We start from the raw sequence: 23,035 nt of genomic DNA on the forward strand, positions 1-23,035 counted from the left end.
AATAAGGAGGAGAAAGCCAATGGTTGAGAGCATGATACCCAGTTTGGCGACCTTACCGTCACTGGGCTTATTTTTTGTCATTATATTTGCCTCGTATGTTTTTGAGGACGGTGCGATTGCGCTAGCCGCTTTTGTAGCGGTTGAGTCGGTCTTAGCGTGGCACACGGCCTTGTTGGCGATTTTCCTGGGCATCGCAAGTGGTGATATTGCCCTTTTTTTACTGGGTCGTTATGCGCGGCGTTATCGCGGTTTACGTGCCCGTTTATTGTTGATGAAAGGAGTGCGAGACGCACGCCACCTTTTACGGCGTCACGCTTTTTTTAATCTTTTCCTTATCCGCTTTATCCCCGGTTTAAGAACAATTACTTATAGCCTCAGCGGTTTTCTCGCGATCCCGCTCAGCACCTTTTTATTATCCGTTGGTATTGCCACCGCCTGCTGGACAGGATTGATTTTTTGGGGCACATTCACGATTGAGCACAACGATTGGCTGGCAGAGAAACAACTGACAGGTTGGGCGTTTGCGCTCTCGATTGTCTTGCTGGTGCTGATTAATCGTTTTCTCCGTCGCCGCGCGTTGCCAACGCCACCAAAAGGATCGCTATGACAAAGCCTTCGGTGACGCTTGTCGGCCAAGCTGGCATGCCCCACTACCCTGTGTCACGGTCGTTGGGCTGGTTTGAGTTTCTGCCTGCTTGGTGTTTCTACACGCCCGTCGTGGTTCAATCAATCGGGCTTGGCCTCTACTATCGCAGTTTGACGTTGCCGTTGATTGCTAACCCGGGGATCCGTCTCTCAGGGATGGTCGGTGAGGCGAAATCAGAGGTGTTTGCCCAAGCGGGCGACACGGCGCAACGATACATCGCTGCCTATTGGCGATGGACGCGGCCCAATGCAATCACCCCCAGCATTAAAAAAACGCTACTTGCCGAACTAGCGAAGGCAGGTATCGCTATGCCGTTGGTGGCTAAGCCGGACAAAGGCTGTCGAGGGGCTGGCGTTCAGCGCATCGATACGGAAAAAAAGCTCTTTGCTTATATCAGCACATTTCCTCCCGACAGAGACATTATTTTCCAAGCATTGGCACCTTACGACGCGGAAGCGGGGGTTTTCTATATTCGCTATCCCGGCGAGGAAAGTGGGCATATATTCTCCCTCGGGTTGAAATATTTGCCCGCCGTGATCGGTGATGGCAAGCATACCTTAGCCGCGCTTATCCAGCACCATGATGCCGCCTCTGTGCGCGGACACCTTTATCATCAGCGCCACCACCACCAGCTTGATGACGTAATACCAGCGGGCGTACGTATTCCGTTAGCCTTCTCGGGTAGCCACTGCCGCGGTGCCATCTTTAAAGATGGGGCGGCTTGGGTGACGCCAGCGTTGACGGCAAAAATGGATACAATCGCGAAAGACATTGATGGTTTTTACTTCGGTCGCTTTGACATCAAGTTTCGCGATATGGCGTCGTTAAAGAAAGGAGAGGCGCTTTGTATTGTTGAGATCAACGGCGCGAGTAGTGAGCCGGCGCATATTTGGGACAGTGAGGGGAGTTATTTCCAAGCCATCAGCGCACTTTTGCATCAATATCGGCATTTGTACCATATTGGTGCGCGCTTGCGATTGCAGGGACACAAACCGCCCTCTGTGTTTGCTTTGCTCCGCGCATGGTACCAAGAAAGGCGCTGGATGAAGCAATACCCAGAAACGGACTAAAGCGGCATGACATCTGCTTGAATGAAGATGATGGCGCCAAATTGCCGCAACATGTACTAAGGTGAGGGTATGCATTCGAGTCTAACCAAAGCAGATAATGCGATTATTAGTGGTAACCTGGATGTGGCTTATCAGGCACAGCAGCTACTGACGAGTGTTACGAGCGCGGCTTATGGTCGTATGCGGGCCGATGGATTTACCAGCACCATTGGCCAACATATGCGTCATGCGCTTGATATGTATTGGGCCTTACACCAAGGAGAGGGTAGTGGCGTGATGAATGCAGATGGACGCCGGCGAGGCCATCGCGTAGAAACCGATAAATCTCTTGCCCAAGCTGAGTGGCAGGCCATAGCCAGCTGGTTACATACGCTGTCTAGTCAACAACTCAAGCAGTCGATACAAGTGTCGACACAAGTCACCTTATATGCCTCCAACACAGTGACCACCCCCTCAACCATAATGCGTGAATTGATTGCCGTGGCCAGTCATGCCACTCACCACTTTGCTATGATGCGCACAGCCGCATACGATCTGGGGGAAGTGTTGGATAAAGAGATCGGCATCGCTGCAGCGACGGCAAGTTATCAGCGAGAGCAGCACCCATGTGCACGCTGACATGGTTGACCTCAGAGCAAGGGTTTGAACTGTGTTTTAACCGTGATGAGGCACGAGGTAGAAGCCGTGCAATACCGCCGAAAGTCTATCAAATAGCGGGAACACGCGTACTTATGCCGATTGATCCTGATGGGATGGGCACTTGGATAGCGGCGAATGAACATGGGTTATTGGTCTGTTTGTTAAATGATTATCAAGGTCAACCGTCTGTTGTGCCCAAGCGCAGTCGGGGTCAGCTGGTGAAATCCGTGGCGAGGGCAAGCGATCTGTCTCAGGTGGCGGCCATGGTGACAGAGCATGAAATGACGGATTTTGCGCCTTTTACCTTGTTGGTCTTTAGCCCGATGAATACCGATAAGACCCAACACGCGGCGTGTTCACCGGTGGCTTGGCAGTGGAATGGACGCACGTTGCAAGGTATCGACTGTGTGCCACCTGTTGTCTCCTCTGCGGTGGTAGCAGATGACGTACGTCGCACGCGCTCAGCGCTCCTCGCCGCAAAATTGCGTGATTCATCTTCTTCCGCCCATGCGCTACTCGATTATCATCGAAGCCACGAGCCAGTATTGGGGAGTTTATCTGTGTGTATGCACCGAGAAGACGCCAGTACAGTGAGTTTGACACATATCTGCGTGAACGCGGATACCGCAAGTATGTATTACTACGATGGTGCCCCGTGTCGGGTCAGCAGGCCATTAGTGGCCCACTTACCCCTCGAGGTTGATCCTACTATGCCACTAAAAGCCAATACTGGTTCCGACGTTTACTGAGCTGGTTTCCGCGGTGCCTCTATCGGCATAAGTGAACTCAAACGCCATTTTGGGGCCGACGGTAGGCTGTAGTTCAAAGCCCACCGTGCCTGTTGCGCCCCAGCCAATATCTTTATCTGAACCGAACTTTGTTTGATAATAATTACCACCACCGCGCAAATAAACATTGCCCATGCTCATGGGGACATTGATCTGCACTCCCACCGGAATATAGCTTGAGGTGAGTGTTGTTTCTGTACCGTTACTATTGTCGAAATCGGCACTGGTTTGGCCGTAGCCGCTGTAAAGGCTTGTGTAATCGGTAACACGTAAGGTGCCGTTAATTTCCCAAGTGTGGCCTGTTTCTGTTTGTGTGCCGTACCTGACATCTGTGATACCGGCACTTGCGCCAATACTGAGCGGGGAGGTTTGCGCTTGTGCGGTTGTGGCCAACAACATACCAGCACACAGTGTGGCGAGCGATAAACGTTTGGTCATAGTAACTATCCTTTGGGCCGAGCGTGCAAATGACGTCATAGATTCAGTATAAGGTGTTAGCGGCGAGCGTACACCAAGCTTGAGTGATATTTGTGCTTTAACGCTGTCTGGCGACAAAGAATCATCATGATCGATTTTAAGTCTGAGTGAGCAGTGCTATTGTAATGCCCCTTGTATGTCAGCATGAACGCATGCGTGTTTGTTTCTCAAAGGGCCCTACAAATGAAATTTGCTGTTCTCGATCAAGCGATCTACGACCACCTTTACCGTGATATTGAAGCCTTCCGCACCACCTTTGATTTGCCCTGCAATGATCCTGACTCTCTCGATGACAAAGCCGATGATCTGCACACGGCGTTGGCGGTCGAGGAAATGACAGAGCTTGCGGAAGCCGACTCGCTGGTTGAGCAAGTGGACGCTATTGTTGATAGTGTCTACGTGCTGATGGGGCGTGCTGTTCAAATGGGCGCGCGTGGGTATCGAGAACAACTCGAAGTGAGCTACATGGTTGATATCTTGCTTCAAATCGCCTCGCGCCTAGGTGTTGATTTTGTGACCTGTTGGGATGAGGTGCATAGCAGCAATATGAGTAAAGTCTGTCGCAATCAACAAGAGTTTGCCGACACCCAAGCGTTTTACGCGCAAAAAGGCATTGATGTTGTCGCCAGTCCCAAAGAAGATGGGATCATCGCCAAATGTGCCGCCGATGTCAGTGTCGACGGCAAGCTTATCCGTGAAGGCAAGGTGATGAAATCGGTTTACTACCGCCCCGCTGACCTTGCCAAGTGTGTGATGGCCGAGCTGGCGTAGTCCCACGCTTCTCGCCTGCCCAAAACGCCACCGTGATCAGCGGTGGCGTTTTTGGTTCGTGAAAAGGAATACCGGTTAGAGTGAAAACTCTCATCGCGATGGCCCGAGGCGAGGCTGTCATCAAAAATTGTCACAATTGTCTTTTTATCTAGCACGTCACTCGGCCTTTTTTCTTCTATACTTTTGCACTTAACGCTGATTTAAGTCTACGTTAAGGGTTTGCGGTTGCCCTAAAGTGGATGATGTCTTTTTTAGTGTAATCACTCAGCCTTCTGAGCGATTAACACTTTCGCTATCCAATTTAAGGGAGAGTATTGTGGAACATCCTTTTTCACTTGCAGGTAAAGTCGGTATTGTCGCCGGGCTGGCCAATGAAAACAGCATTGCGTTTGGGTGTGCTCAAGCGCTAAGCCAAGCGGGTGCCGATGTGCTGGTCACCTATGGCACACCTAAGGCAGAGCGGTTTGTGACCCCGCTCAAAGCGTCCATGGGCGATCCAGAACTCATGCTGTGTGATGTACAGGACGATCAACAACTCGACGCACTATTCGCTCGCGCCAAGGAGAAATGGGGACGGGTCGATTTTGTTGTGCATTCCATTGCCTTCGCGCCTTTGGAAGATTTACACGGTCGTGTGGTCGATTGCTCACGAGAGGGGTTCTCGCTGGCGATGGATATCTCTTGTCACTCGTTTATCCGCATGGCGAAACGCGCAGAGCCACTGATGTCTGATGGCGGCACGCTGTTTAACATGTCCTACTATGGGGCGGAGAAAGCCGTCGATAATTATAATTTAATGGGGCCTGTTAAAGCGGCGCTTGAGTCGACCACCCGTTACTTGGCAGCAGAATTAGGACCAAAAGGGATCCGGGTGCATGCTATTTCCCCCGGCCCGATCAGAACGCGTGCTGCGTCGGGGTTAAAAGAATTTGAAGCCTTGGCCGTGGATGGAGAAACGCGCTCGCCCCTTCGACGTTTGGCCACAGTGCAAGATGTTGGTCATGCCGTGGTTTACCTTAGCGCCGATGCTGGCCAAGTGTTGACGGGACTCACCCACTACGTTGATGCCGGTCATCACCTTAGGTTTTAAGCGCAACGAGGCTAACACATACTTTTTTGACTTGATCGATTATTGAGGAGCCCACCATGTCAGGGACGAATAACGAGGAAGTCATCGAGAATAAGACGTACGATGAGATTTCATTAGGCGATGAAGCGTTTTTAGAAAAGCGCCTCACCATGGAGGACATTAAGCTTTTTGCGATTATGTCGGGGGATGTCAATCCTGCCCATGTGGATGATGACTTTGCCAAAAGCAGTCGCTTTCAGGAAGTGATTGCGCACGGTATGTGGGGCGGAGCATTGATTTCTACCGTATTGGGGACAAAGCTGCCCGGTCCTGGCACTGTCTACCTCGGACAAACACTCGCGTTCAAAGCCCCCGTCATGCTAGGCGATGTGCTGCGCGTCGCTGTTCGTGTCGATAAAATGGACGAAAAGCGTCACCACATTGTGTTTGCTTGCCGGTGTGAAAACCAACGCGGTGATACTGTGATTGAAGGGGAAGCACGCGTACTGGCGCCCACTAAAAAAGTTCGACGTCAACGCACGGTATTACCAGAAGTGCGCTTATCTGAGCGCGGGCAGTTGCATGCGATTTTAACCGCGGCCGATCACCCTGATCCCATGCATACCGCGGTGGTGCACCCCGTTGACGACAGCTCGATCCGCGGCGCGGTGGAGTCGGCGAAGCAACAGCTCATTATTCCTACCCTCGTCGGGCCTCGTGACAAAATAATGGCGGCGGCGGATAAAGCTGAACTGGATATCCGCGACTTTGACATTGTTGATGTACCCCATAGTCACGCGGCGGCGGAAAAAGCGGTGGCTATGGCACGTGCGGGGGAGATAGAGGCGCTGATGAAAGGCGCACTGCATACCGACGAATTGCTACATGAAGTGGTTAAACGGGAAGGAGGGTTGAGAACTGAGCGTTGCCTCAGTCATGTGATGGCCTTTGATGTGCCGACCTATCCGCGCCCGCTATTTATTACTGATGCCGCCATTAATATCTATCCAGGGTTGGCTCAAAAGCGCGATATTATTCAAAATGCCATCGAACTGGCTCATGCGATTGGCAACAGTCATCCACGGGTGGCGATTTTGTCGGCCGTGGAAACCATTAACCCTAAATTGAATGCGACCCTTGATGCCGCGGCACTGTGTAAAATGGCGGAGCGTGGTCAAATAACGGGCGGTATCTTAGATGGACCGCTGGCGTTTGACAGTGCCGTCTCCGAAGACTCTCGCGTGACCAAAGGGATTAACTCCCCGGTTGCAGGGTGTGCGGATATCCTGGTGGCCCCTGATCTTGAGGCTGCCAATATGCTGATGAAACAGCTGAGCTACCTCGCAGATGCCACCGGCGCGGGTGTGGTGGTGGGGGCGCGTGTGCCCATTATGCTGACCAGCCGTGCCGATGATGCATTGACCCGCATTGCATCGAGTGCGCTGGCGTTGTTGCTTGCGGAGCATCAACGTAAAGCACTGGATAAGTATAAGTAGGCGACAATGGCGAACATACTGGTCATTAACAGCGGCTCGTCGAGTTTGAAATTCGCGCTGTTTGACGTCAATGCGGATCCGGTTGAGGAAACGCGTTGGCAGGGTGTTAATCGGTTAATGGGTGGACAATTTTCCGGTTTGGGGACCCAAGGTTACGCGGTGTCCGTTGATAGCGGCGCGGATGGGCTTTCTATCCCGCCCGCCAACGCAGCGGATCACCATGCCGCGATTGTTTCGCTATTGGCGTGGCTCGAACCGCGAGGCTTTCTTGATAATCTGATTGCTGTCGGTCACCGCGTGGTTCATGGTGGTACGCACTTTCAGCAAGCAACGTCTCTTGATGCGCGCAGCGTCAAGCTGTTGGAGGCATTAACCTCGCTGGCGCCGCTTCATCAGCCTTATAGCCTTGCCCCGATTAAAGCACTTCAGACCCGATTACCCAACATGCGCCAAATTGCCTGTTTTGATACCGCCTTTCATGCCCAGCAGCCCAAGGAGGCGCGCCAGTTTGCGCTTCCTTACGCAATGTATGACAGGGGCTTTCAACGTTATGGCTTTCATGGCTTGTCTTACGACTTTATCTCGCGTTGCTTACCCGAGGTGATCCCGGATTTTGATTGCGACGCCAAAGTGATTGTTGCGCATCTTGGTAATGGCGCGAGTTTGTGTGCTATCCAATCACGACAAAGTGTGGCTTCCACCATGGGCTTTACCGCGCTTGAGGGGTTACCAATGGGAACGCGAAGTGGCGCCATTGATGCGGGATTAGTGCTGCATCTGATCACCGAAGAAGGCATGACTGCAGACGACGTCAGCACGCTCTTATATAAAGAGTCTGGGCTGTTAGGTTTATCGGGTATCAGCAGTGATATGCGCACCTTATTACGCAGCGATAAACCAAGAGCTAAGCAGGCGATAGCGCACTATTGTTATCGGATTGCGCGAGAAATCGGCAGCCTCTGTGCGGCAATGGGCGGTGTCGAACATCTGGTGTTCACCGCTGGGATTGGCGAGCATGCTGCACCTGTACGCGAGCGTGTGGTGGCACAGTGTGATTGGCTAGGTATGCGCTTGGACGCCTCGGCCAATCAAGCCAATCAAACGTGTATATCTGCATCGGACAGTAAGATTGGCGTGTGGGTTATCCCCACTGATGAAGAGCGCGTTATTGCCGCTGATTGTGTCGCGATGCTGTGATGACGATCGTTTCTTGGCGTTGCCTGCCGCCAATGGGGGACATATTGGCTCAAAAAGGTTCAAGGTGGATTGATGATTGCAGCGCCAGTTATACGCTAAAAGTGTGATATTCCATACAAGATTTTTTCTAAGAGTGCACCGAGCGGGCGTAAATCGTTATGCTAGCGCCGAGTTAGAGGATGCAAGGATGTTGTTATGATGCGCTGGGTATGGGTGAGCGTATTATTGCTTAGCCTCACAGGGTGTGCGCAGAAGCTTGGTCGGCCATTTGATATTAAAAATCTCGCCAAGTCAGACATGGATTTAATTACCGATATTCACATTGCTGAGATTCGTGATCTCAGCGAAGCCCTCATCGTGAAACTGTACAAGCGTAACCCGCGCGAGCTCAAAAAAGTGCCCGGCATGACGATTGAAAAACGCGTGGCGCAGTTGATGACGGCAGAACGCCCCGACAATGGCTTTCGAGAGCTGGGAGGAATGGATGGCATCGCGCTGCTGCCTTTAGCCTTTTCAAGTGAATTTGAGGGCGACCGCGTGTTTGCGCTCATGGCGGGTGTTACCGGCATGATCAGTGCGAGCTATAATCATCAACTTGAGTTTTTTTTGCTCGATGATATTGACCAACAAAAACTCTATAACAGTGCTCGAAACCTAGAAAAAATTGCCTGGCTTTTAAACAATCAAAAGGACGAACACGGTCAACTGCTGTTGCTGAGTAATGGCATGGGCAAAAATGGTGTGCCCAATTATAGTTACGAGCGCTTGTTGGGTCAGATGATTATTATTCAAGACATGATGGCCATTATGGTGGCGGACAGTACTAACCGTAATATTAATCAGGTGGTACACAGCATGGCGTCGATGACGTTCTTCCCTATCTAATTAACGAGGCGGCGCAATCACCGCCTCGCTCCTTACCAACCAATTTCTTGGCCTTGATAATCAATAAAGTTGCCGTTTTGACTGTCCGTTAGGGTATCGAGCACATGCTTCAACCCTTGGGCCGATGTGGCAGTATTGATAAGGGCATTGGGTCCACCCATTTGCGTTTGTACCCAACCGGGGTGGAGAGCAATCGAACGAATGCCTTTACTTCGCAGGTCAATAGATAGACTTTTGATCACCGCGTTGAGCGCGGCTTTTGAACTTCGATAAATATACCCACCGCCTGATTGGTTATCACTCATGCTCCCGACTTTTGAGGATAGGAAAGCGAAAATGGGTGTATGGCCACTTTGGCTTGCCTTTTCAAGATGCGGGGTGAAATGTTCAGCGATAACCAGGGGAGCGATGGTATTGACTTCCAGCACCTCGCGCCAGGCCGCTGTATCCACGTCACCGAATTGATACCCTTTGGGGCCATATAGACCTGCATTGTTGATCAGTAAATGGATAGGCGTGTCGATAAGCTGTAATGCAAGTTGCTGTATTGCCGTATGATCCGTGACATCTAATCCGTAGGTGGTGAGCGTTGAGTAACGGTTTTTTAGTGTCATCAAGTGAGGCGCAGAGCCGGGGAAGCGGCAGCAGGCAATCACCTGCCAACCGTGCTCGAGATACAGCTCAGTGAGCGCCAGGCCAATCCCACGGTTCGCGCCTGTGATAAGAAGTGTTGGAGTCATTGTTGCCTCATAATGGCCGGAAGTGTCCTTCCATTATATGACTAACCCTCCATCGACTTTAAGCGTTTGACCTGTGATAAAGCTCGCGTTATCGCTGGCAAGAAAACTAATCGCGTTGGCGATATCCTGCGCGGTACCCATGCGGCCCAAGGGTGTTTTCCCTTTCATCATCTCAATGACTTTATCGGGTAAATTTTCCGTCATGGGCGTTTCAATAAAACCGGGAGCGACACAATTGGCGCGTATTTGCGCACCGTGACGAGCGAGTTCTTTTGACCAAGTCTTTGTCATTGCAATCACGCCACCTTTTGAGGCGGCATAGTTGGTTTGACCAATATTGCCGTCGGTGCCGACGACCGAAGACAAGCTCACAATCGCGCCTTTCTCTTGCACCATCATCAGTGGCGCGATGGCTTGTGTCATGGTAAAGACGCCCTTTAGATTGACGTCAATGACCGCGTCCCAGTCACTTTCGCTCATTTTGGTCAGCAGGTTGTCACGAGTGATGCCAGCATTGTTCACCAGCACATCGATAACTGCGTGTTGTTGGTGCAAGCTCTGCACCCAATTCGCGACAGCCTCTTGATCGCAGACATCCAGCGCAACGGGAACGATAACCCGATGTGCTTGCCAGTCTTGCATGTTGTCAATATTCCTATCTAATGCATAAATCTTGGTAGCGCCTTGTTCGACAAAGGTTTCAACGATGGCGCGGCCGATCCCTTGTGCGGCACCTGTAATGACACAGTGTTTACCGGTCAGCATGGTGTTTCTCCTCATTATATTCATCGTGCTTTTCTTGGGCGTTGGGTCACCTAAGCCCCTGCTTCTACGTTGGTATCTCGCGGCCAACGTCAGATAACGTGCAACAACTAGGCCAGTGGTGACATCCTCTATAGTAAATTGAGATATCAATTTGTGGGCGTATGGGCTAAAATTTAATCAAGTTGTCACCTTGTTCGAGAGAGGACCTATGCCGACGTCAATCAATTCGCAACCTTTAGCGCAGCAATACATGCAGCGTCAGCGCGATCGTCAAGATGATCAGGTCAATGGCGGTCTCAATAACTCGATGAGCGTGCAAGAGCGTGCCGAGCTGATCCGTAAAGAGCGAGAAGAGCAAAAAGAAGCCGCAGCATCGGGCGAGCAGCGTGAGGATAAGCGTGATTATCAAGCCCTCATTGATCGTGTGGCGGAACAAGAAGCGCAGAAAACGCGAGCGGATGCCTACAACCAACAGCAACAAGCGCTGATGGATCAGGTGCAAAAAACCATCACACCCAACGGCCAGCAAAACAGTTACAGCCTCAAGGTTTAATACGCCCACCCGCCTGCTTTTTGGTCGCCGCCTTTGGGCGGCGTTTGTGTTTTCGCTGTATGGTTTTCATCTCGCGTTGCAAAAATGTAAAATGTAGTGGCGTTTTGGTTGCTATTCTTTACACTTTTTATTGGCTTAAACCCTTAAAAAAACGCGGTTAGCGACGCTTTTCTCTCACTGTTCAGCATAAGTGACACTATTGGTTAACATTTGATTAACCAGCTGTCCGCTTGTCTTCTCTAGTCCCAGTCACCGTCTAATGCTATCTCTAATGTTACACACAAGGAGGAAGCGATTATGACGTCAACCATGCAAGCACCTGTCAAAACGATTAATCCATTGGGCACAGATGGGTTTGAGTTCGTCGAATACACAGCGCCCGATCAAGCGGGTATCGATGCACTTAAAAATTTGTTCTCGTTGATGGGTTTTGCGGAAATTGCCAAACATAAGCACAAAGATGTTTGGCTGTATCGTCAGGGTGACACCAACTTTATCGTAAACGGTGAGCCCGAATCACAAGCGCAAGGCTTTGCGAAGCAGCACGGTGCGAGTGTCAACGCCATGGCGTTTCGAGTGAAAGATGCGGTACACGCGATTGCGTATGCGGCCAAACAAGGCGCCAAAGTGGTTGAGCCAAACATTGGTCCAATGGAGCTCAGCATTCCTGCGGTATACGGCATTGGTGATTCATTGCTTTACTTTGTCGACCGCTATGGTGATCAAAGTATTTATGAAGTCGATTTTGACTTTTATCCAGACTGGCAATCGCGCCTGAAAGAAGCGGATGCAGGATTGAAAGTTATCGATCATCTGACCCACAACGTCGATATTGGCAACATGGATGTATGGGCTGACTTTTACGAGCGTATTGCCAACTTCAAAGAGATCCGATTTTTTGACATTGAAGGCAAAAAGACCGGGCTGAAGTCGCGAGCGCTGACCGCACCTTGCGGAAAAATCCGTATTCCTATCAATGAGTCAAGTGATGACAAGTCACAGATTGCAGAATACTTGAAAGAGTATAACGGTGAGGGGATCCAGCATATCGCCATGACCACCGACAACATCTACCAAACGGTGCGGACGTTACGTCAACGAGGCATGGCGTTCATGGATACGCCGGACACCTACTATGAGAAAATCAACGAGCGTGTCAATGGCCATGAAGAAAGCATCGATGAGTTGCGTGATACCCGTGTATTGATTGATGGTGACGTCGACAGCGGTATCTTACTGCAAATCTTTACCAATACTGTTATTGGACCGGTTTTCTTCGAAATCATCCAACGTAAGGGTAACCAAGGCTTTGGCGAAGGTAATTTTAAAGCCTTGTTCGAGTCTATCGAGCTGGATCAAATGCGTCGTGGTGTATTGGACTAACCGAAACGGTACATAACAAACTCGCTTGAGGCTGCGATACGGGTTATCCGGATAACCTGACTCAAGTCGATAGGATGTCGTTATTTGTAGACACCCTATGTTATTGGCGCTCCTTTGTGAGCGCCTTTTTTGTTCTTTTTCGCCCACTAACTAGGACATTTCTCGCCCAAAATAAGATTAGACTCTATGATTAGCAGAGAAGCTTTTTCGATAAAAGGTGATTATGAAGGTAGGCAGCCCCCTGACTCGCCCCTCTCTTTCTGCGGGAATCATTACCAAGCTAGCCTTAAGCTGGACCGTACTGACAGCGTTATTTGCGGCGCTTCTCCTGCTGGGCGATTACCAAACGCATAAAGCAGATGTCGATCGCGCCTTGCAAGAGGTGGGCAACAGAGATCTCAGTGCAATGACTGGACATCTATGGCGTGTGGAAACGCAAGCGTTTGAGCAACGGATAGAGCAGCTCATCGCCCAACCTGAGATTGATTATATCCATGTGTATGATGCCGATGGCTCGTTAATTGAGCGTGGCGTGGAGCCTGCTGCACAATCGTTGCAAAAGCGTTGGTCGTTAATTGCAAGAGACGAGGGAAACGAGTATACCCTTGGGCAACTTGAGGTGGCGTCAAATTATACGGCGTTAAATGCCTACTTTGGCGATAGTGCCCAGTGGGTTTTTCTTGGATGGTTGGCTGTTACAGGATTGGGGATCTTAAGCTCGATATGGATTGTGCGTCGCCACTTAGAAAGGCCATTAGTGGCGCTACACCAGCAGGTCAACCAGTGGGATAATGGCGTACCCACGCCGATTCAGGTCCCCCCCCAATTCCATCATTGGCGAGCTTTTGAAACGCGTTATAACGCTATGATCACGGCGCTAGGGCAACAACTGGCGCAGTTGGAGGACGCGAAGCACGACGCTGAAAAGGCTAGCCAAAAGAAAAGTGAGTTTTTGGCCAACATGAGCCATGAAATCCGTACTCCAATGAACGGCATTATTGGGATGGCCTCGCTGTTAAAAAGCACTCGCTTAAACAACGAGCAACAAGAGTTTGTCGAGATGTTGGAAACATCGTCGATGTCGTTATTAGATATCATTAACGACATCCTCGACTTCTCTAAAATTGAAGCAGGTAAGTTAGAACTGGAACCATTAGAGCTCAATATATTTGAGTTGGGGAAAGATCTTGAGAATCTGTTCATTCTCCGAGCGAAGGAAAAGCAGCTCGCTTTTCGCTGCGAAATAGATGCTGATATTTCCCCTTTGTTGATAGGTGATGCACCACGATTACGCCAAGTGATGATTAATTTGGTGGGTAATGCAATCAAGTTTACTGAGCGTGGGGAAGTGGTTGTCTCTATCAAGCAGGTGAGTGACGAGGATACGGCCAGTGTGCTTCGTTTTGAAGTGAGTGATACCGGGCCTGGCATTCCCGTCGAAGAACAAAGCCGTATTTTTGGTAAATTTGAACAAGGTGACTCCTTAACAGCAACCGCCCGAGGTACCGGGCTTGGGCTCGCCATCTCACAGCAAATTGTCAATTTAATGGGGGGGCGAATTACCCTCAACAGTGAAGTGAATGTGGGCAGTGTGTTTACCTTCACCGCGCGTTTTGATTGTGCGGATATTCCTTTAGCCACGCCAGTTGAGGCGTATCTTTTTGCGGGCGCCCCGATGTTATTGGTAGACGATAGTCGTTTAAACATGCGCATCACCACGGCACAATTGAGCAACCTTGGTTGCCAAGTCACATGCTGCATGCACCCGGATGACGTGATTCCTTTAATTCGCGAACGCCTTGATAGCCATTATCCATTTAAAGTGATTTTACTCGATAAAGTGATGCCCAAAATGGACGGTTTTCGCCTAGCTGAACAAATCATTACCACGTTTGGAGATAAAAGCCCTGCGATTATGATGTTAACGGCGGCGCCCGATGCATTGGATAAGCCGCGGATTGAACGCTCAGGCATAGAGGGTTACTTAGGCCGTCCCTACCAATTTAATGACTTAAAAGCGCATTTGGTGCGCATCTTACAACAGCGCCAACCGACACTGGGGGTCGTACGATCTACCGGGAAAGGCACATCGCTGGCTGGATTGCATGTCTTGGTCGTGGAAGATTCCAAAGTTAATCAACGAGTGACTGAGGCGATGTTGACCCAACTAGGGATACATGTTCGCTCGGCTGCCGATGGTGAGCAGGCGCTGGCACTGTGGAAAAGCCAACCTTTTGACGCGATTTTCATGGATTGTCAGATGCCTGTGATGGACGGTTACCAAGCCGCTGAACACATTCGGGCACAAGAATCGCGCTTTAATCGAACCCCCATTATTGCACTGACCGCGAATGCGACAACGGAAGACAAGGAAGCGTGTTTAGCCGCGGGTATGGATGATTATATTGCCAAACCGGTCAGGCAGCATGAGCTTGCGACCATGTTGAGAAAACATACCTTTACCTCGCAAACTTACTTAGTGACGCATTAATGACGTAATACAAGGAACGTGAGCTTAGTTACAAAAATATCAGAAAAAGTAAACAAATCCTGGGGCGGCTCACGCCATTTTCGTTAGGCTTCTAATCTTTTGGTGGGCGAAACACCTAAAACAATTAGAAAGCAAAACGAAAAGAGGAAACATGAAAATCTATAAACTGCTCTCAACGGCAGCTGCGTTGCTGCTTAGTCTCAGTGCGCATGCGGGTCAGCTTAACGTCATGGCGTATAACATTATGCAACTAAGTAACCTACAAGACTGGGATCAAGCTGAGCGTGCCGCCCGTCTGCCGCAAGCGATTGCCGATATGGACACGCAGCCTGATGTGATTTTGATCAGTGAGGCCTTTAACGCGGAAGCCGAGCAAGCGATGAATCAGCTGGCAAGCTTATACCCCTATCAAACACCCAATGTCGGTCAAGACTGCAGTGGGGAAGGTTGGGATGCGCTGACTGGAGATTGTTCCAATTCTTTATTTGTCGTGCGTGGCGGCGTGACTATCCTTTCTAAATACCCCATTTTGACTCAAAAGGCGCACGTTTATCATCAAAGCTTGAAAGGTAGCTGGGACTATCAAGCCAACAAAGGCTTTGCCTACGTTGAGATCGATAAAGAAGGTGAAGCCTTTCACTTAATTGGCACCCATTTACAGGCAACGCACGATGGTATGTCTGATGAGGAGCACCAAGTGCGCCTTGGTCAGCTTAGCGAAATCAAAGACTTCATCGACAAGGCGGCGATTCCCGCTGACGAGCCTGTGATTATTGGTGGTGACATGAACGTAGAGTGGAGTCGCCAAGATGAAATCAACGACATGAAAGTGGCATTAAATGGCGCATTGCGGTTCACCGAGCCTGAAGTAACGTCTTTTTCCGCCAAGCATAATTGGTTCACGAAAGCGAACGCGTATCACTTTGAATATGACCTTAACTACAACACGACGCTAGATTATATTTTGTGGAGCCGTGACCATGCAGTGCCTGCCAATCAACCTGAGATGAAGGTGGTGCAATTAACCGCCAACGATGACTGGTATTGGGACTACCTTGAAGGCGAGTGGCCGCAAGCGGCTGGACAAACCTATCATGATGGTTACTACCATGAACTCTCTGACCACTATCCGGTCATGGTACAGTTTGAATTTGAGTAATTTCAGCGCTTGATAGAGTGCATTGGTAAAGGGCTCAACCATGTTGAGCCCGTTTTCCCTCCCTCCCCCTATTAACGTTATCCAGACACCGCTAATTTCTTCGCGTATGCCAAGACAGTCTGGGATTTTGGACTACGCTTACTGAAAGGATTGCTGGGTACCTCACCTTGGATAAGGTTCCACTGAGATAAGCCGCAGCGTTGATTACTCTCTCACTTACTGCCTAACGATAGCGCTAGGTCGTTTGAGGACAACGATGAGAATACGAGGGAAGCATGAGTAGGCCGCGTTTCCATGTCATCTACGTTGACGATGACGCGCTCACATTAAAGGCGATTGGTCGGGTGATTCGCCGCTTGAAACCGAGTTGGGCTATCAGCTTGATTAAGAATCCTACCCATTGGGAGAAAGGCCTGTTAGATGATCAGTCCCCTTCTCTGGTGATCAGTGATCTACTGATGCCCAAGCTAAAGGGGGATGCGTTATTAGAGCAGGTTCGAGCGCGCTTTCCTGGTACGATACGTGCCCTGATAACAGGGGATACGCGCCAAAAAATTACCGAACTCGCGACGCCTAGTGTGCACTTCGTCCTACCCAAACCCTTCTCTGAAGATGACTTTGATAATGTGCTTAATAGTGTTGAGCGCCTCTATAAGTTGCCGATTGATGCTGAAACGCGTAACCGGTTAGTCGGTATTGAGGATTTTCCCGTCTTGCCTGACTGCGTGCGCCGTTTACGTGCCACGATTAATGATCCCCATTCAGACATGGAACAAATTGCACGAGTGGTCAGCGAAGAGCCTCCCCTAGTTGCCCGACTTTTACAGCTTGCTAATTCTGCTTATTTGGGCTTTCGAAACCGGACTTGGTCAATAGAAACAGCGATTAATCGACTGGGCATTCAATCGGTCGAGTCAATTGCTGCCACTATGGTGGGACATAATGCCTTTAAGCACTTGTCCACCAAAGAGCACTATGCCGTGGTGGATGAACATATTGAACTGGCTAATGTGAGTAAGTCGCTGGGACTATTCCTTGGGTATGACAAAGCGCATGCAGAGCGTTTGTATCTCGCATCGGTGTTGTCTTCGTTAGGGGAACTGATGGCGCGAGAGCTTGGCTGTCGTGAAAGTAGCAACAATCCCATTTGCGATTTACCTGCCCGTTTTGATACTGCGCTTGTCGTCTCGAGTTATATCATTATTTTGTGGGGCTATGATTTTGAGCTTGCAGAGATTGTGTTGGCAAGCGGCGCCATCCCGTTATCCCCTGAAAGTGAGCGAACCAAGGATGGCGCGCTATTGCATTACTGCCGGAAGTGGATTAATGCGAACGATATTGATAAAGCCAAGCTTTTACAGTCTTGGTCGGCCAATATCGGCGCTTTTTTTACTCAGTCGTATAAGGAGACGATTTGAATGTGCCGGATAACAATCTATGACGCTGTGGTTTGCTGTGCATGTGGCATAAACATGGAAGGGGAACGTGGAGGATAACAAGATTTCACCCGCGATTTTAAATGGGCTCTCTATCGCGGTATGTCTTATCGATCGTGACTATCGTATCGTTGACGCCAATACCTGCTTTCTTCGTAGCCTCAACGCAGCAAACGACGCCCTCGTTGGAGACGCGCTGTTAGCGCGTCTTCCTGCTCATCATCAATTTTTACAACAAAACATCGACACGGTTTTCTCGACGCAAGCGCCATTGCAGTCATCCGGCGCTGTCATTGTAGATATATGCGGGGATGTTGATGCGGCATACATATGGCAAGACGTCGAGTTTCTTCCCATTCTGTCAGTGCATGGCGAGGTCACACAGGTCGCCATTTGTTTTTATCGCCCGACAGCGTTGGCGGCCCCTACGCGAGAGGCTCTTCCCTCTATCCCAGATACTGAGCGACTCAAACGAAGCACTGAGGCGTATCAAGAGGTCGTTTCAGAACTCAAGCAGTTACAGAGTCAACTGCTTCAGTCAGAGAAAATGGCGTCGATTGGGCAAATATCGGCGGGAATTGCCCATGAAATTAATAACCCTATCGCTTTTATCTCCTCCAACATTCGCACGCTATACGACTATCTAGATAAATTTACCGCCTATGTCCGTTGTTTGGACGAAAAGATAGAGAGCACCGACAATAGGGCCTTACTGGCAGACCGACAGGTGCTAAAAGACGATATTCAATTGAGTTATTTACTCGAAGATGCCAGCGATCTGATTGAAGAGTCGTTAGAAGGGATCACGCGAGTGATGACGATTGTCAAAGATCTCAAAGAATTTTCACACGTTGACAATGGTGAATGGGCGACCACTGATATTCGCCGCGGTATCGACTCGACACTGAAAATCATCCATAACGAGATTAAGTATGCGATTGAAATAGAGAGAAACTACTCGCCTCAGACACCTGATATCCTTTGTCAGCCCATGCAGTTGAATCAAGTTTTTCTCAATCTACTCATTAATGCCGCACACGCGATTGAGGGCGAGGGAAACATAAAGATTTCTGTCGCCCCCCTCGATGAAGAGCATCTGATTATTGAAATCAAAGATAACGGCCAAGGGATCCCAGAAGAGGCGCTGGCGACGATTTTCGAGCCATTTTATACCACCAAACCGGTCGGGCAGGGGACGGGGCTTGGCTTGTCCGTCTCGCGCGATATTGTTGTCGCTCACGGTGGCCAAATCACAGTAACCAGTGAGCAAGGAAAAGGGACGACGTTTACGATTGTGTTGCCTTGCTCGGGAAATCAGGCTGAGGGTATTTCTTCGCCAGTCCATGAGGTGATGAAAGGAGGGCGCAGCCCATGATGGCGTACACGGAAATTCTATTGGTTGATGATGAGCCGCATATCCTACGTGCGCTAAAGCGAGAACTGCGTCGTTTTGTGGCGCATATTCATACCGCAGAGTCGGGGCAGCAGGCGCTTGCTATTTTATCTGAACATCACATTGGCCTCGTGATTTCCGATTACCGGATGCCGCAAATGGACGGTGCGGAATTACTGATTAACATTCATCAACGTTATCCTGATATTGCCACCATCATGTTATCCGGACAAGCCGATTTGCCGGGTGTTTCCCGGGCCATCAATGCCGGCGCATTGAGCCAATACGTTAGCAAACCTTGGGATCGCGAGGTGCTGTGCGATACGGTTAAAACGATCTTGAGCAATAAACAAGCGTCTTTGCCGCACGACACGCTGACGAGATGCCTTTCGCAAGACGCCCTTAATCAGCGCATTCAAGCTATGGCGGTGGATGTTAAAACGCCGTGGTTGGTGGTGATTATTGATAGCCAAGGAACCAGCACGATTAATGAAACCCAGTCGGTGATGGCGGGAAATCATCAGTTACAGCGTGTCAGTGAACATCTTCATCAAATAACGGAATTTCACTGGTACCGCATCGCAGATAAGTTTGTAGGGTTGTTGGCGTACTCATCGACAGGTCATTGTTTGTTAAATGCGTTGATTGAGAGCTTGAACCGTGCCAGTGAGGAGAAATCACTACCTACACGATTGATGGTCAGCGCGCTTCGCTCTTGGCAGGAGATATCCTTCGAGACGATTCAGGCGCGTAAAGCGAAAAAAATACCGCTTTATGATGCGCACTATTGGCTTCCTTGTCCTGATGGGCATCAAGACGACGCAACGTTGCGTACTTTGATTCGCGATATTGAAGCCAAACACTTCGAGGCATTTTTTCAACCACAATTGAATATTGTGACTGACGAAATTGATGGCTTTGAAGCACTGGTGAGACGTCGACTCGAATCGGGTGGTTATCAAAGTCCTGCGGCGTTTTTGCCTTTGCTAAGTCAATACCAGCTCGAAGACGTGTTAACCACCGCGATGTTTGAACAAGCGCTGGAAGCGATTCGTTTATTACGCCAGGCAGACACTCTCAAGACAATCAGTGTCAATGTGACCGCTCGGCAGTTGGAGACGGGATTTGTGGTAGGCGTGATTCAGCGCCTTTTGCCTGACTATCCAGATGATGTCCCGCAACTGGAGGTTGAGCTGGTCGAAACCGACAGGATCCATAACTTTACGCATGCCCACCAACAAATGGATTGTTTGAAATCACTCGGTATTTCCTGTGCGTTAGATGATTTTGGTACCGGCTTTGCTGGATTTGAATCCATGTGTGATTTACCTTTTGACGTGATAAAAATTGATGGTCGCTTTGTTCGTAATATCGGCCAGAGTGAAATGGACGAAGTGATCTTGTCATCGATTAGCCAGAGTGCGGCGTTAATGAATGTAGAGGTGGTTGCTGAGTGGGTCGAAAATCAAAACCAAATTGACTTTTTGAGAGAAAAAGGGTGCACGCGTGTACAGGGCTATGGCATTGGTGTGCCGCTTAGCCGTGATCATCTTCTTGAGTTTTTAGCGACTTTTAAACACAACAACATACCCTCTCAAGCTTAGCGACAGCGATTAAGCATTATTCGCCGCTGCATGAGTGACCTGACGCACGAGTGCGATGGTCGCTGTGGTGCCGTCCGTGGTTGAAGTAAGCTGTATCGTCCCTTGATGATGGCGAACAATATCATAGGCATAGGTCAACCCGAGCCCCATACCTTGTCCAACGGGCAAGGTGGTGAAGAAGGGATCGTAAACACGGTGGCTGTCATCTTGAGGTAGCCCTGGTCCTGAGTCTTTCACCGTGATGGTGCACAAATCGTCATTCTCCATACCGGCTACGTCAATATGATGTGGCATCGTTGCATGACCGCGTTCACAAGCTTGAAGTGCATTTTTGAGCACTTCTTTGAACAGCATGACCAGTTCGTCATGGCGGCCCATCACTGGAGGAAGTTGATAGATACTGGCAGCAATAGATATGTTGATATTCTTGGGTGGAGACAGGGTATTCAGCGCCTCATCAATCACCGCAAAGATTTCAACGCTTTGAAAGTGTTGGCGTGTTTGTTGATTATAACTGGAGTACTGCTGTAAGGCGGAAACAATATTGATCACGCGTTGCACACAGTCGTTAGCATCGGCAAGGCTATCACTGAAATCATCGTAGATGTCATCCACGAAGTGACGTTGTTTCCAGCGAGTGAGGGTCTCAATGGGCTCTGATTGGTGAACAACTCGCTCGGCAATATCTGTCCACTTTTGATAGGTCTCGAGATACTCTTGACACATTTGAAGGTTACTTTTCACCACGCCGATGGGGTTATTGATCTCATGAGCAACTCCTGCCGCCATGGTCCCAATCGAGGCCATTTTCTCGCTTTCGACCAGCTTCTCCTGCGTTTGCTTGAGTTGATGATTTATCTCGCGTAGCTGTTCATTCGATTGCACCAGGTCAGCGGTACGTCGCGCCACCTTGGTTTCCAGCGATTGATTCGCTTCCTCTAACCGCTTTTGGTAGGTCTCGGTTTTGTTTTCGGAATCACGCAATGCTTGAATCATATTGGTAAACGCGGTAGCCACACTGGCCAGTTCATCTTTGCCGTGGGTTGAAATGTGAACGTTTCTTTTGCCACTGGCGATAGTATCGGCGGCGTTTTTAAGCTCTGATAAGCGCTGGGTGAGATAGCTCCCCAATAGATAAGAGAATAAGGCCACTAACAGCATCTCGCCCAGCACAATGAGCATGCTCCAGTTTTTGGCATCTTGTATCTGGCTCAATAGGCCTGTTAAGTCAAAGCCAATCCAGACCGATCCAAACTCAATGTTCGACTCAGAAATAGTCGCGCGTACATCATACAGTCCATCCGTGACGGACTGTGCATTCATCTCAAGAATGTCTGTATTGAAAGAATCAGGAAGGTCCCCGGCTGATGATAGGACGCTTCCGTTATCGCCTACAACCGCGACATACATAATATCGCTGTTATGGAGTAGCTCTTGAGTAAAGGAGTCAACAGTGGCGAGATCGAACGATAACACCGCATTTTTTACCGTGGAAGCGAATAACTGGGTTGTTGAACTGGCACGTTGATTGAGCCCTTGGTAGTTGGTGGTTTCTAAATAGTTGAGAGTCAATGTCAGCAGAATCGCCAACAGGATCGCCTCAATCAGGGCGACACCTAAGATGGTCTTTAATCGTAAGGACATGGGCTAGTCACTCAATAAGTGTTGCAACAGCGTAATGTTTAACGCTCTTACATCGTCCCAATCCTCGTTCTGCGCTGGCTCTATCCCTTTAAAACTGATATTTCCCAGCAGCGTTTGGCCCTTTTCACTGTTATTGAGGGAGAGAAAGGCCGCTTTAATCGCATTGGCGACTTGAGGGTCAAGGTCGGGATGAAATGCGAACGCATGAGGTGTGTAGCCAGGGGTTTTCCATAATACTCGTAACTGTTTGCTAACCTCGGGATCGGTATTATTAAACGTCCGTTCAATGCCACCACCGGCAATAAAGAAATCTCGCGCAACGTTTAAATAAACGGAGTCATGAGACGAGACATATTGCGGTGTAATGTTTATGCCTTGATTTTTCAGCGCGGCACGAGGCACCACACTGGCGGCAAACGCGGCCGGTGAAGGAAACGCTAAGCGCTTGCCATCGAGCGCTTCAAGTGAGGAAATGGACGCGTCTTTTTTGACGACTAAAATACCGTGAATCCGCTTATCTTTTTGCTTCGCAAATGCTTGGTAGCCAGGTTTTTGGTGGAAAACCGTATAGTGGTAAGGATTCATGTAAGCGACATCATATTCACCGGTGAGTACACGTCCTTCGAATTCGGGAATGTCTTTGGCAGTACGAAAGACAAGGTTGTACCCCGATTGTTGAGAGACGTACTTTAAAATTGGACCCCAGTTGTTAGCCAATGTAATTGCAGATTGCTGTGGCACGATACCAAAGGTAATGTCTCTTGCGTGAGCGTGGCTAACGAGGGTAATGCTGAGTAAAAAAGACAGCAAAATGACTTTCATTCATTCT

21 protein-coding genes are annotated in these 23,035 nt (G+C 49.6%); 16 read left to right on the plus strand and 5 right to left on the minus strand.

Annotated features, from left to right (window positions below; genetic code table 11):
- The first annotated feature begins 19 nt into the window (after window positions 1–19).
- The 4 genes from WN56_RS14265 (at window position 20) to WN56_RS14280 (ending at window position 3,104) form a co-directional block, all read left to right on the plus strand.
- Window positions 20–607 carry a DedA family protein gene (locus WN56_RS14265; protein WP_052708114.1) on the plus strand — a complete coding sequence of 196 codons (588 nt, stop codon included), beginning with the start codon at window positions 20–22 and terminating at the stop codon, window positions 605–607.
- A complete protein-coding gene (locus WN56_RS14270) occupies window positions 604–1,716 on the plus strand; it encodes a hypothetical protein (RefSeq protein WP_046075633.1) in 1,113 nt (370 codons plus the stop codon). The genes WN56_RS14265 and WN56_RS14270 overlap by 4 nt, the downstream gene beginning before the upstream one ends.
- A 69-nt stretch (window positions 1,717–1,785) precedes the next feature.
- Window positions 1,786–2,334, plus strand: coding sequence for a hypothetical protein (locus WN56_RS14275; protein WP_046075634.1), 549 nt, complete (start codon window positions 1,786–1,788; stop codon window positions 2,332–2,334).
- Window positions 2,322–3,104, plus strand: coding sequence for an NRDE family protein (locus WN56_RS14280; protein WP_046075635.1), 783 nt, complete (start codon window positions 2,322–2,324; stop codon window positions 3,102–3,104). Before WN56_RS14275 ends, WN56_RS14280 begins: the two co-directional genes overlap by 13 nt.
- On the opposite strand, the gene WN56_RS14285 is transcribed toward WN56_RS14280, so the two are convergent.
- The gene (locus tag WN56_RS14285) at window positions 3,072–3,581 is read right to left on the minus strand and encodes an outer membrane beta-barrel protein (protein WP_046075636.1); all 510 of its coding nucleotides are present in this window, start codon (window positions 3,579–3,581) and stop codon (window positions 3,072–3,074) included. The two genes, WN56_RS14280 and WN56_RS14285, sit on opposite strands and share 33 nt — an antisense overlap.
- Window positions 3,582–3,803: 222 nt before the next feature.
- Here WN56_RS14285 and WN56_RS14290 point away from each other — a divergent pair, with 222 nt between their 5' ends.
- The 5 genes from WN56_RS14290 (at window position 3,804) to WN56_RS14310 (ending at window position 9,038) form a co-directional block, all read left to right on the plus strand.
- A complete protein-coding gene (locus WN56_RS14290) occupies window positions 3,804–4,391 on the plus strand; it encodes a nucleoside triphosphate pyrophosphohydrolase family protein (RefSeq protein ID WP_046075637.1) in 588 nt (195 codons plus the stop codon).
- Between the two features lie 316 nt (window positions 4,392–4,707).
- The gene (gene fabI, locus WN56_RS14295; protein ID WP_046075638.1) at window positions 4,708–5,481 is read left to right on the plus strand and encodes an enoyl-ACP reductase FabI; all 774 of its coding nucleotides are present in this window, start codon (window positions 4,708–4,710) and stop codon (window positions 5,479–5,481) included.
- 56 nt (window positions 5,482–5,537) lie between these two features.
- Window positions 5,538–6,956, plus strand: a complete 1,419-nt coding sequence (locus WN56_RS14300) for a bifunctional enoyl-CoA hydratase/phosphate acetyltransferase (RefSeq protein WP_046075639.1) — start codon at window positions 5,538–5,540, stop codon at window positions 6,954–6,956.
- A 6-nt stretch (window positions 6,957–6,962) separates the two neighbouring features.
- A complete protein-coding gene (locus WN56_RS14305; RefSeq protein WP_046075640.1) occupies window positions 6,963–8,153 on the plus strand; it encodes an acetate/propionate family kinase in 1,191 nt (396 codons plus the stop codon).
- Window positions 8,154–8,348: 195 nt separating this feature from the next.
- Entirely contained in the window at window positions 8,349–9,038 is a 690-nt protein-coding gene (locus WN56_RS14310; RefSeq protein ID WP_046075641.1) for a hypothetical protein, read from the plus strand.
- A 32-nt stretch (window positions 9,039–9,070) separates the two neighbouring features.
- Here the strand turns inward: WN56_RS14310 and WN56_RS14315 are convergent, their stop codons facing one another.
- Both WN56_RS14315 and fabG read right to left on the minus strand, forming a co-directional pair.
- Window positions 9,071–9,778, minus strand: a complete 708-nt coding sequence (locus WN56_RS14315) for an SDR family oxidoreductase (protein WP_046075642.1) — start codon at window positions 9,776–9,778, stop codon at window positions 9,071–9,073.
- Window positions 9,779–9,811: 33 nt separating this feature from the next.
- A complete protein-coding gene (fabG, locus tag WN56_RS14320) occupies window positions 9,812–10,543 on the minus strand; it encodes a 3-oxoacyl-ACP reductase FabG (RefSeq protein WP_046075643.1) in 732 nt (243 codons plus the stop codon).
- 208 nt (window positions 10,544–10,751) lie between these two features.
- On the opposite strand from fabG, the gene WN56_RS14325 reads away from it, so the two are divergent.
- The 7 genes from WN56_RS14325 to WN56_RS14355 all read left to right on the plus strand — a co-directional run bounded on the left by WN56_RS14325 (window position 10,752) and on the right by WN56_RS14355 (window position 20,562).
- Window positions 10,752–11,096: a hypothetical protein gene (locus tag WN56_RS14325; protein ID WP_046075644.1), complete on the plus strand. Its 345-nt coding sequence runs from the start codon at window positions 10,752–10,754 to the stop codon at window positions 11,094–11,096.
- 297 nt (window positions 11,097–11,393) lie between these two features.
- Complete coding sequence (gene hppD, locus WN56_RS14330) at window positions 11,394–12,479, plus strand: 4-hydroxyphenylpyruvate dioxygenase (RefSeq protein WP_046075645.1); 1,086 nt, start codon at window positions 11,394–11,396, stop codon at window positions 12,477–12,479.
- Between the two features lie 223 nt (window positions 12,480–12,702).
- Window positions 12,703–14,970: a response regulator gene (locus WN56_RS14335; RefSeq protein WP_046075646.1), complete on the plus strand. Its 2,268-nt coding sequence runs from the start codon at window positions 12,703–12,705 to the stop codon at window positions 14,968–14,970.
- A 151-nt stretch (window positions 14,971–15,121) separates the two neighbouring features.
- Entirely contained in the window at window positions 15,122–16,129 is a 1,008-nt protein-coding gene (locus WN56_RS14340; RefSeq protein WP_046075647.1) for a sphingomyelin phosphodiesterase, read from the plus strand.
- Between the two features lie 275 nt (window positions 16,130–16,404).
- Window positions 16,405–17,547 (plus strand): HDOD domain-containing protein, encoded by a 1,143-nt coding sequence (locus tag WN56_RS14345; protein ID WP_052708115.1) that lies wholly within the window; start codon window positions 16,405–16,407, stop codon window positions 17,545–17,547.
- Window positions 17,548–17,614: 67 nt separating this feature from the next.
- Complete coding sequence (locus WN56_RS14350; protein ID WP_046075648.1) at window positions 17,615–18,940, plus strand: ATP-binding protein; 1,326 nt, start codon at window positions 17,615–17,617, stop codon at window positions 18,938–18,940.
- Entirely contained in the window at window positions 18,937–20,562 is a 1,626-nt protein-coding gene (locus WN56_RS14355; RefSeq protein WP_046075649.1) for an EAL domain-containing protein, read from the plus strand. The genes WN56_RS14350 and WN56_RS14355 overlap by 4 nt, the downstream gene beginning before the upstream one ends.
- Before the next feature lie 9 nt (window positions 20,563–20,571).
- On the opposite strand, the gene WN56_RS14360 is transcribed toward WN56_RS14355, so the two are convergent.
- Entirely contained in the window at window positions 20,572–22,206 is a 1,635-nt protein-coding gene (locus tag WN56_RS14360; protein ID WP_046075650.1) for an ATP-binding protein, read from the minus strand.
- Window positions 22,207–22,209: 3 nt separating this feature from the next.
- Window positions 22,210–23,028 carry a phosphate/phosphite/phosphonate ABC transporter substrate-binding protein gene (locus tag WN56_RS14365; RefSeq protein ID WP_046075651.1) on the minus strand — a complete coding sequence of 273 codons (819 nt, stop codon included), beginning with the start codon at window positions 23,026–23,028 and terminating at the stop codon, window positions 22,210–22,212.
- Between the last annotated feature and the right edge of the window lie 7 nt (window positions 23,029–23,035).

This window comes from Salinivibrio sp. KP-1 (assembly GCF_000968645.1).
Taxonomy (GTDB): Bacteria; Pseudomonadota; Gammaproteobacteria; order Enterobacterales; family Vibrionaceae; genus Salinivibrio; species Salinivibrio siamensis.

What these genes read in the sequence shown, in the direction of transcription:
- WN56_RS14265 (WP_052708114.1), top strand. Translation starts at nt 20, where the DNA reads ATGGTTGAGAGCATGATACCCAGTTTGGCGACCTTACCGTCACTGGGC.
- WN56_RS14270 (WP_046075633.1), top strand. Translation starts at nt 604, where the DNA reads ATGACAAAGCCTTCGGTGACGCTTGTCGGCCAAGCTGGCATGCCCCAC.
- WN56_RS14275 (WP_046075634.1), top strand. Translation starts at nt 1,786, where the DNA reads ATGCATTCGAGTCTAACCAAAGCAGATAATGCGATTATTAGTGGTAAC.
- WN56_RS14280 (WP_046075635.1), top strand. Translation starts at nt 2,322, where the DNA reads ATGTGCACGCTGACATGGTTGACCTCAGAGCAAGGGTTTGAACTGTGT.
- WN56_RS14285 (WP_046075636.1), bottom strand. Translation starts at nt 3,581, where the DNA reads ATGACCAAACGTTTATCGCTCGCCACACTGTGTGCTGGTATGTTGTTG.
- WN56_RS14290 (WP_046075637.1), top strand. Translation starts at nt 3,804, where the DNA reads ATGAAATTTGCTGTTCTCGATCAAGCGATCTACGACCACCTTTACCGT.
- WN56_RS14300 (WP_046075639.1), top strand. Translation starts at nt 5,538, where the DNA reads ATGTCAGGGACGAATAACGAGGAAGTCATCGAGAATAAGACGTACGAT.
- WN56_RS14305 (WP_046075640.1), top strand. Translation starts at nt 6,963, where the DNA reads ATGGCGAACATACTGGTCATTAACAGCGGCTCGTCGAGTTTGAAATTC.
- WN56_RS14310 (WP_046075641.1), top strand. Translation starts at nt 8,349, where the DNA reads ATGATGCGCTGGGTATGGGTGAGCGTATTATTGCTTAGCCTCACAGGG.
- WN56_RS14315 (WP_046075642.1), bottom strand. Translation starts at nt 9,778, where the DNA reads ATGACTCCAACACTTCTTATCACAGGCGCGAACCGTGGGATTGGCCTG.
- fabG (WP_046075643.1), bottom strand. Translation starts at nt 10,543, where the DNA reads ATGCTGACCGGTAAACACTGTGTCATTACAGGTGCCGCACAAGGGATC.
- WN56_RS14325 (WP_046075644.1), top strand. Translation starts at nt 10,752, where the DNA reads ATGCCGACGTCAATCAATTCGCAACCTTTAGCGCAGCAATACATGCAG.
- hppD (WP_046075645.1), top strand. Translation starts at nt 11,394, where the DNA reads ATGACGTCAACCATGCAAGCACCTGTCAAAACGATTAATCCATTGGGC.
- WN56_RS14335 (WP_046075646.1), top strand. Translation starts at nt 12,703, where the DNA reads ATGAAGGTAGGCAGCCCCCTGACTCGCCCCTCTCTTTCTGCGGGAATC.
- WN56_RS14340 (WP_046075647.1), top strand. Translation starts at nt 15,122, where the DNA reads ATGAAAATCTATAAACTGCTCTCAACGGCAGCTGCGTTGCTGCTTAGT.
- WN56_RS14345 (WP_052708115.1), top strand. Translation starts at nt 16,405, where the DNA reads ATGAGTAGGCCGCGTTTCCATGTCATCTACGTTGACGATGACGCGCTC.
- WN56_RS14355 (WP_046075649.1), top strand. Translation starts at nt 18,937, where the DNA reads ATGATGGCGTACACGGAAATTCTATTGGTTGATGATGAGCCGCATATC.
- WN56_RS14360 (WP_046075650.1), bottom strand. Translation starts at nt 22,206, where the DNA reads ATGTCCTTACGATTAAAGACCATCTTAGGTGTCGCCCTGATTGAGGCG.
- WN56_RS14365 (WP_046075651.1), bottom strand. Translation starts at nt 23,028, where the DNA reads ATGAAAGTCATTTTGCTGTCTTTTTTACTCAGCATTACCCTCGTTAGC.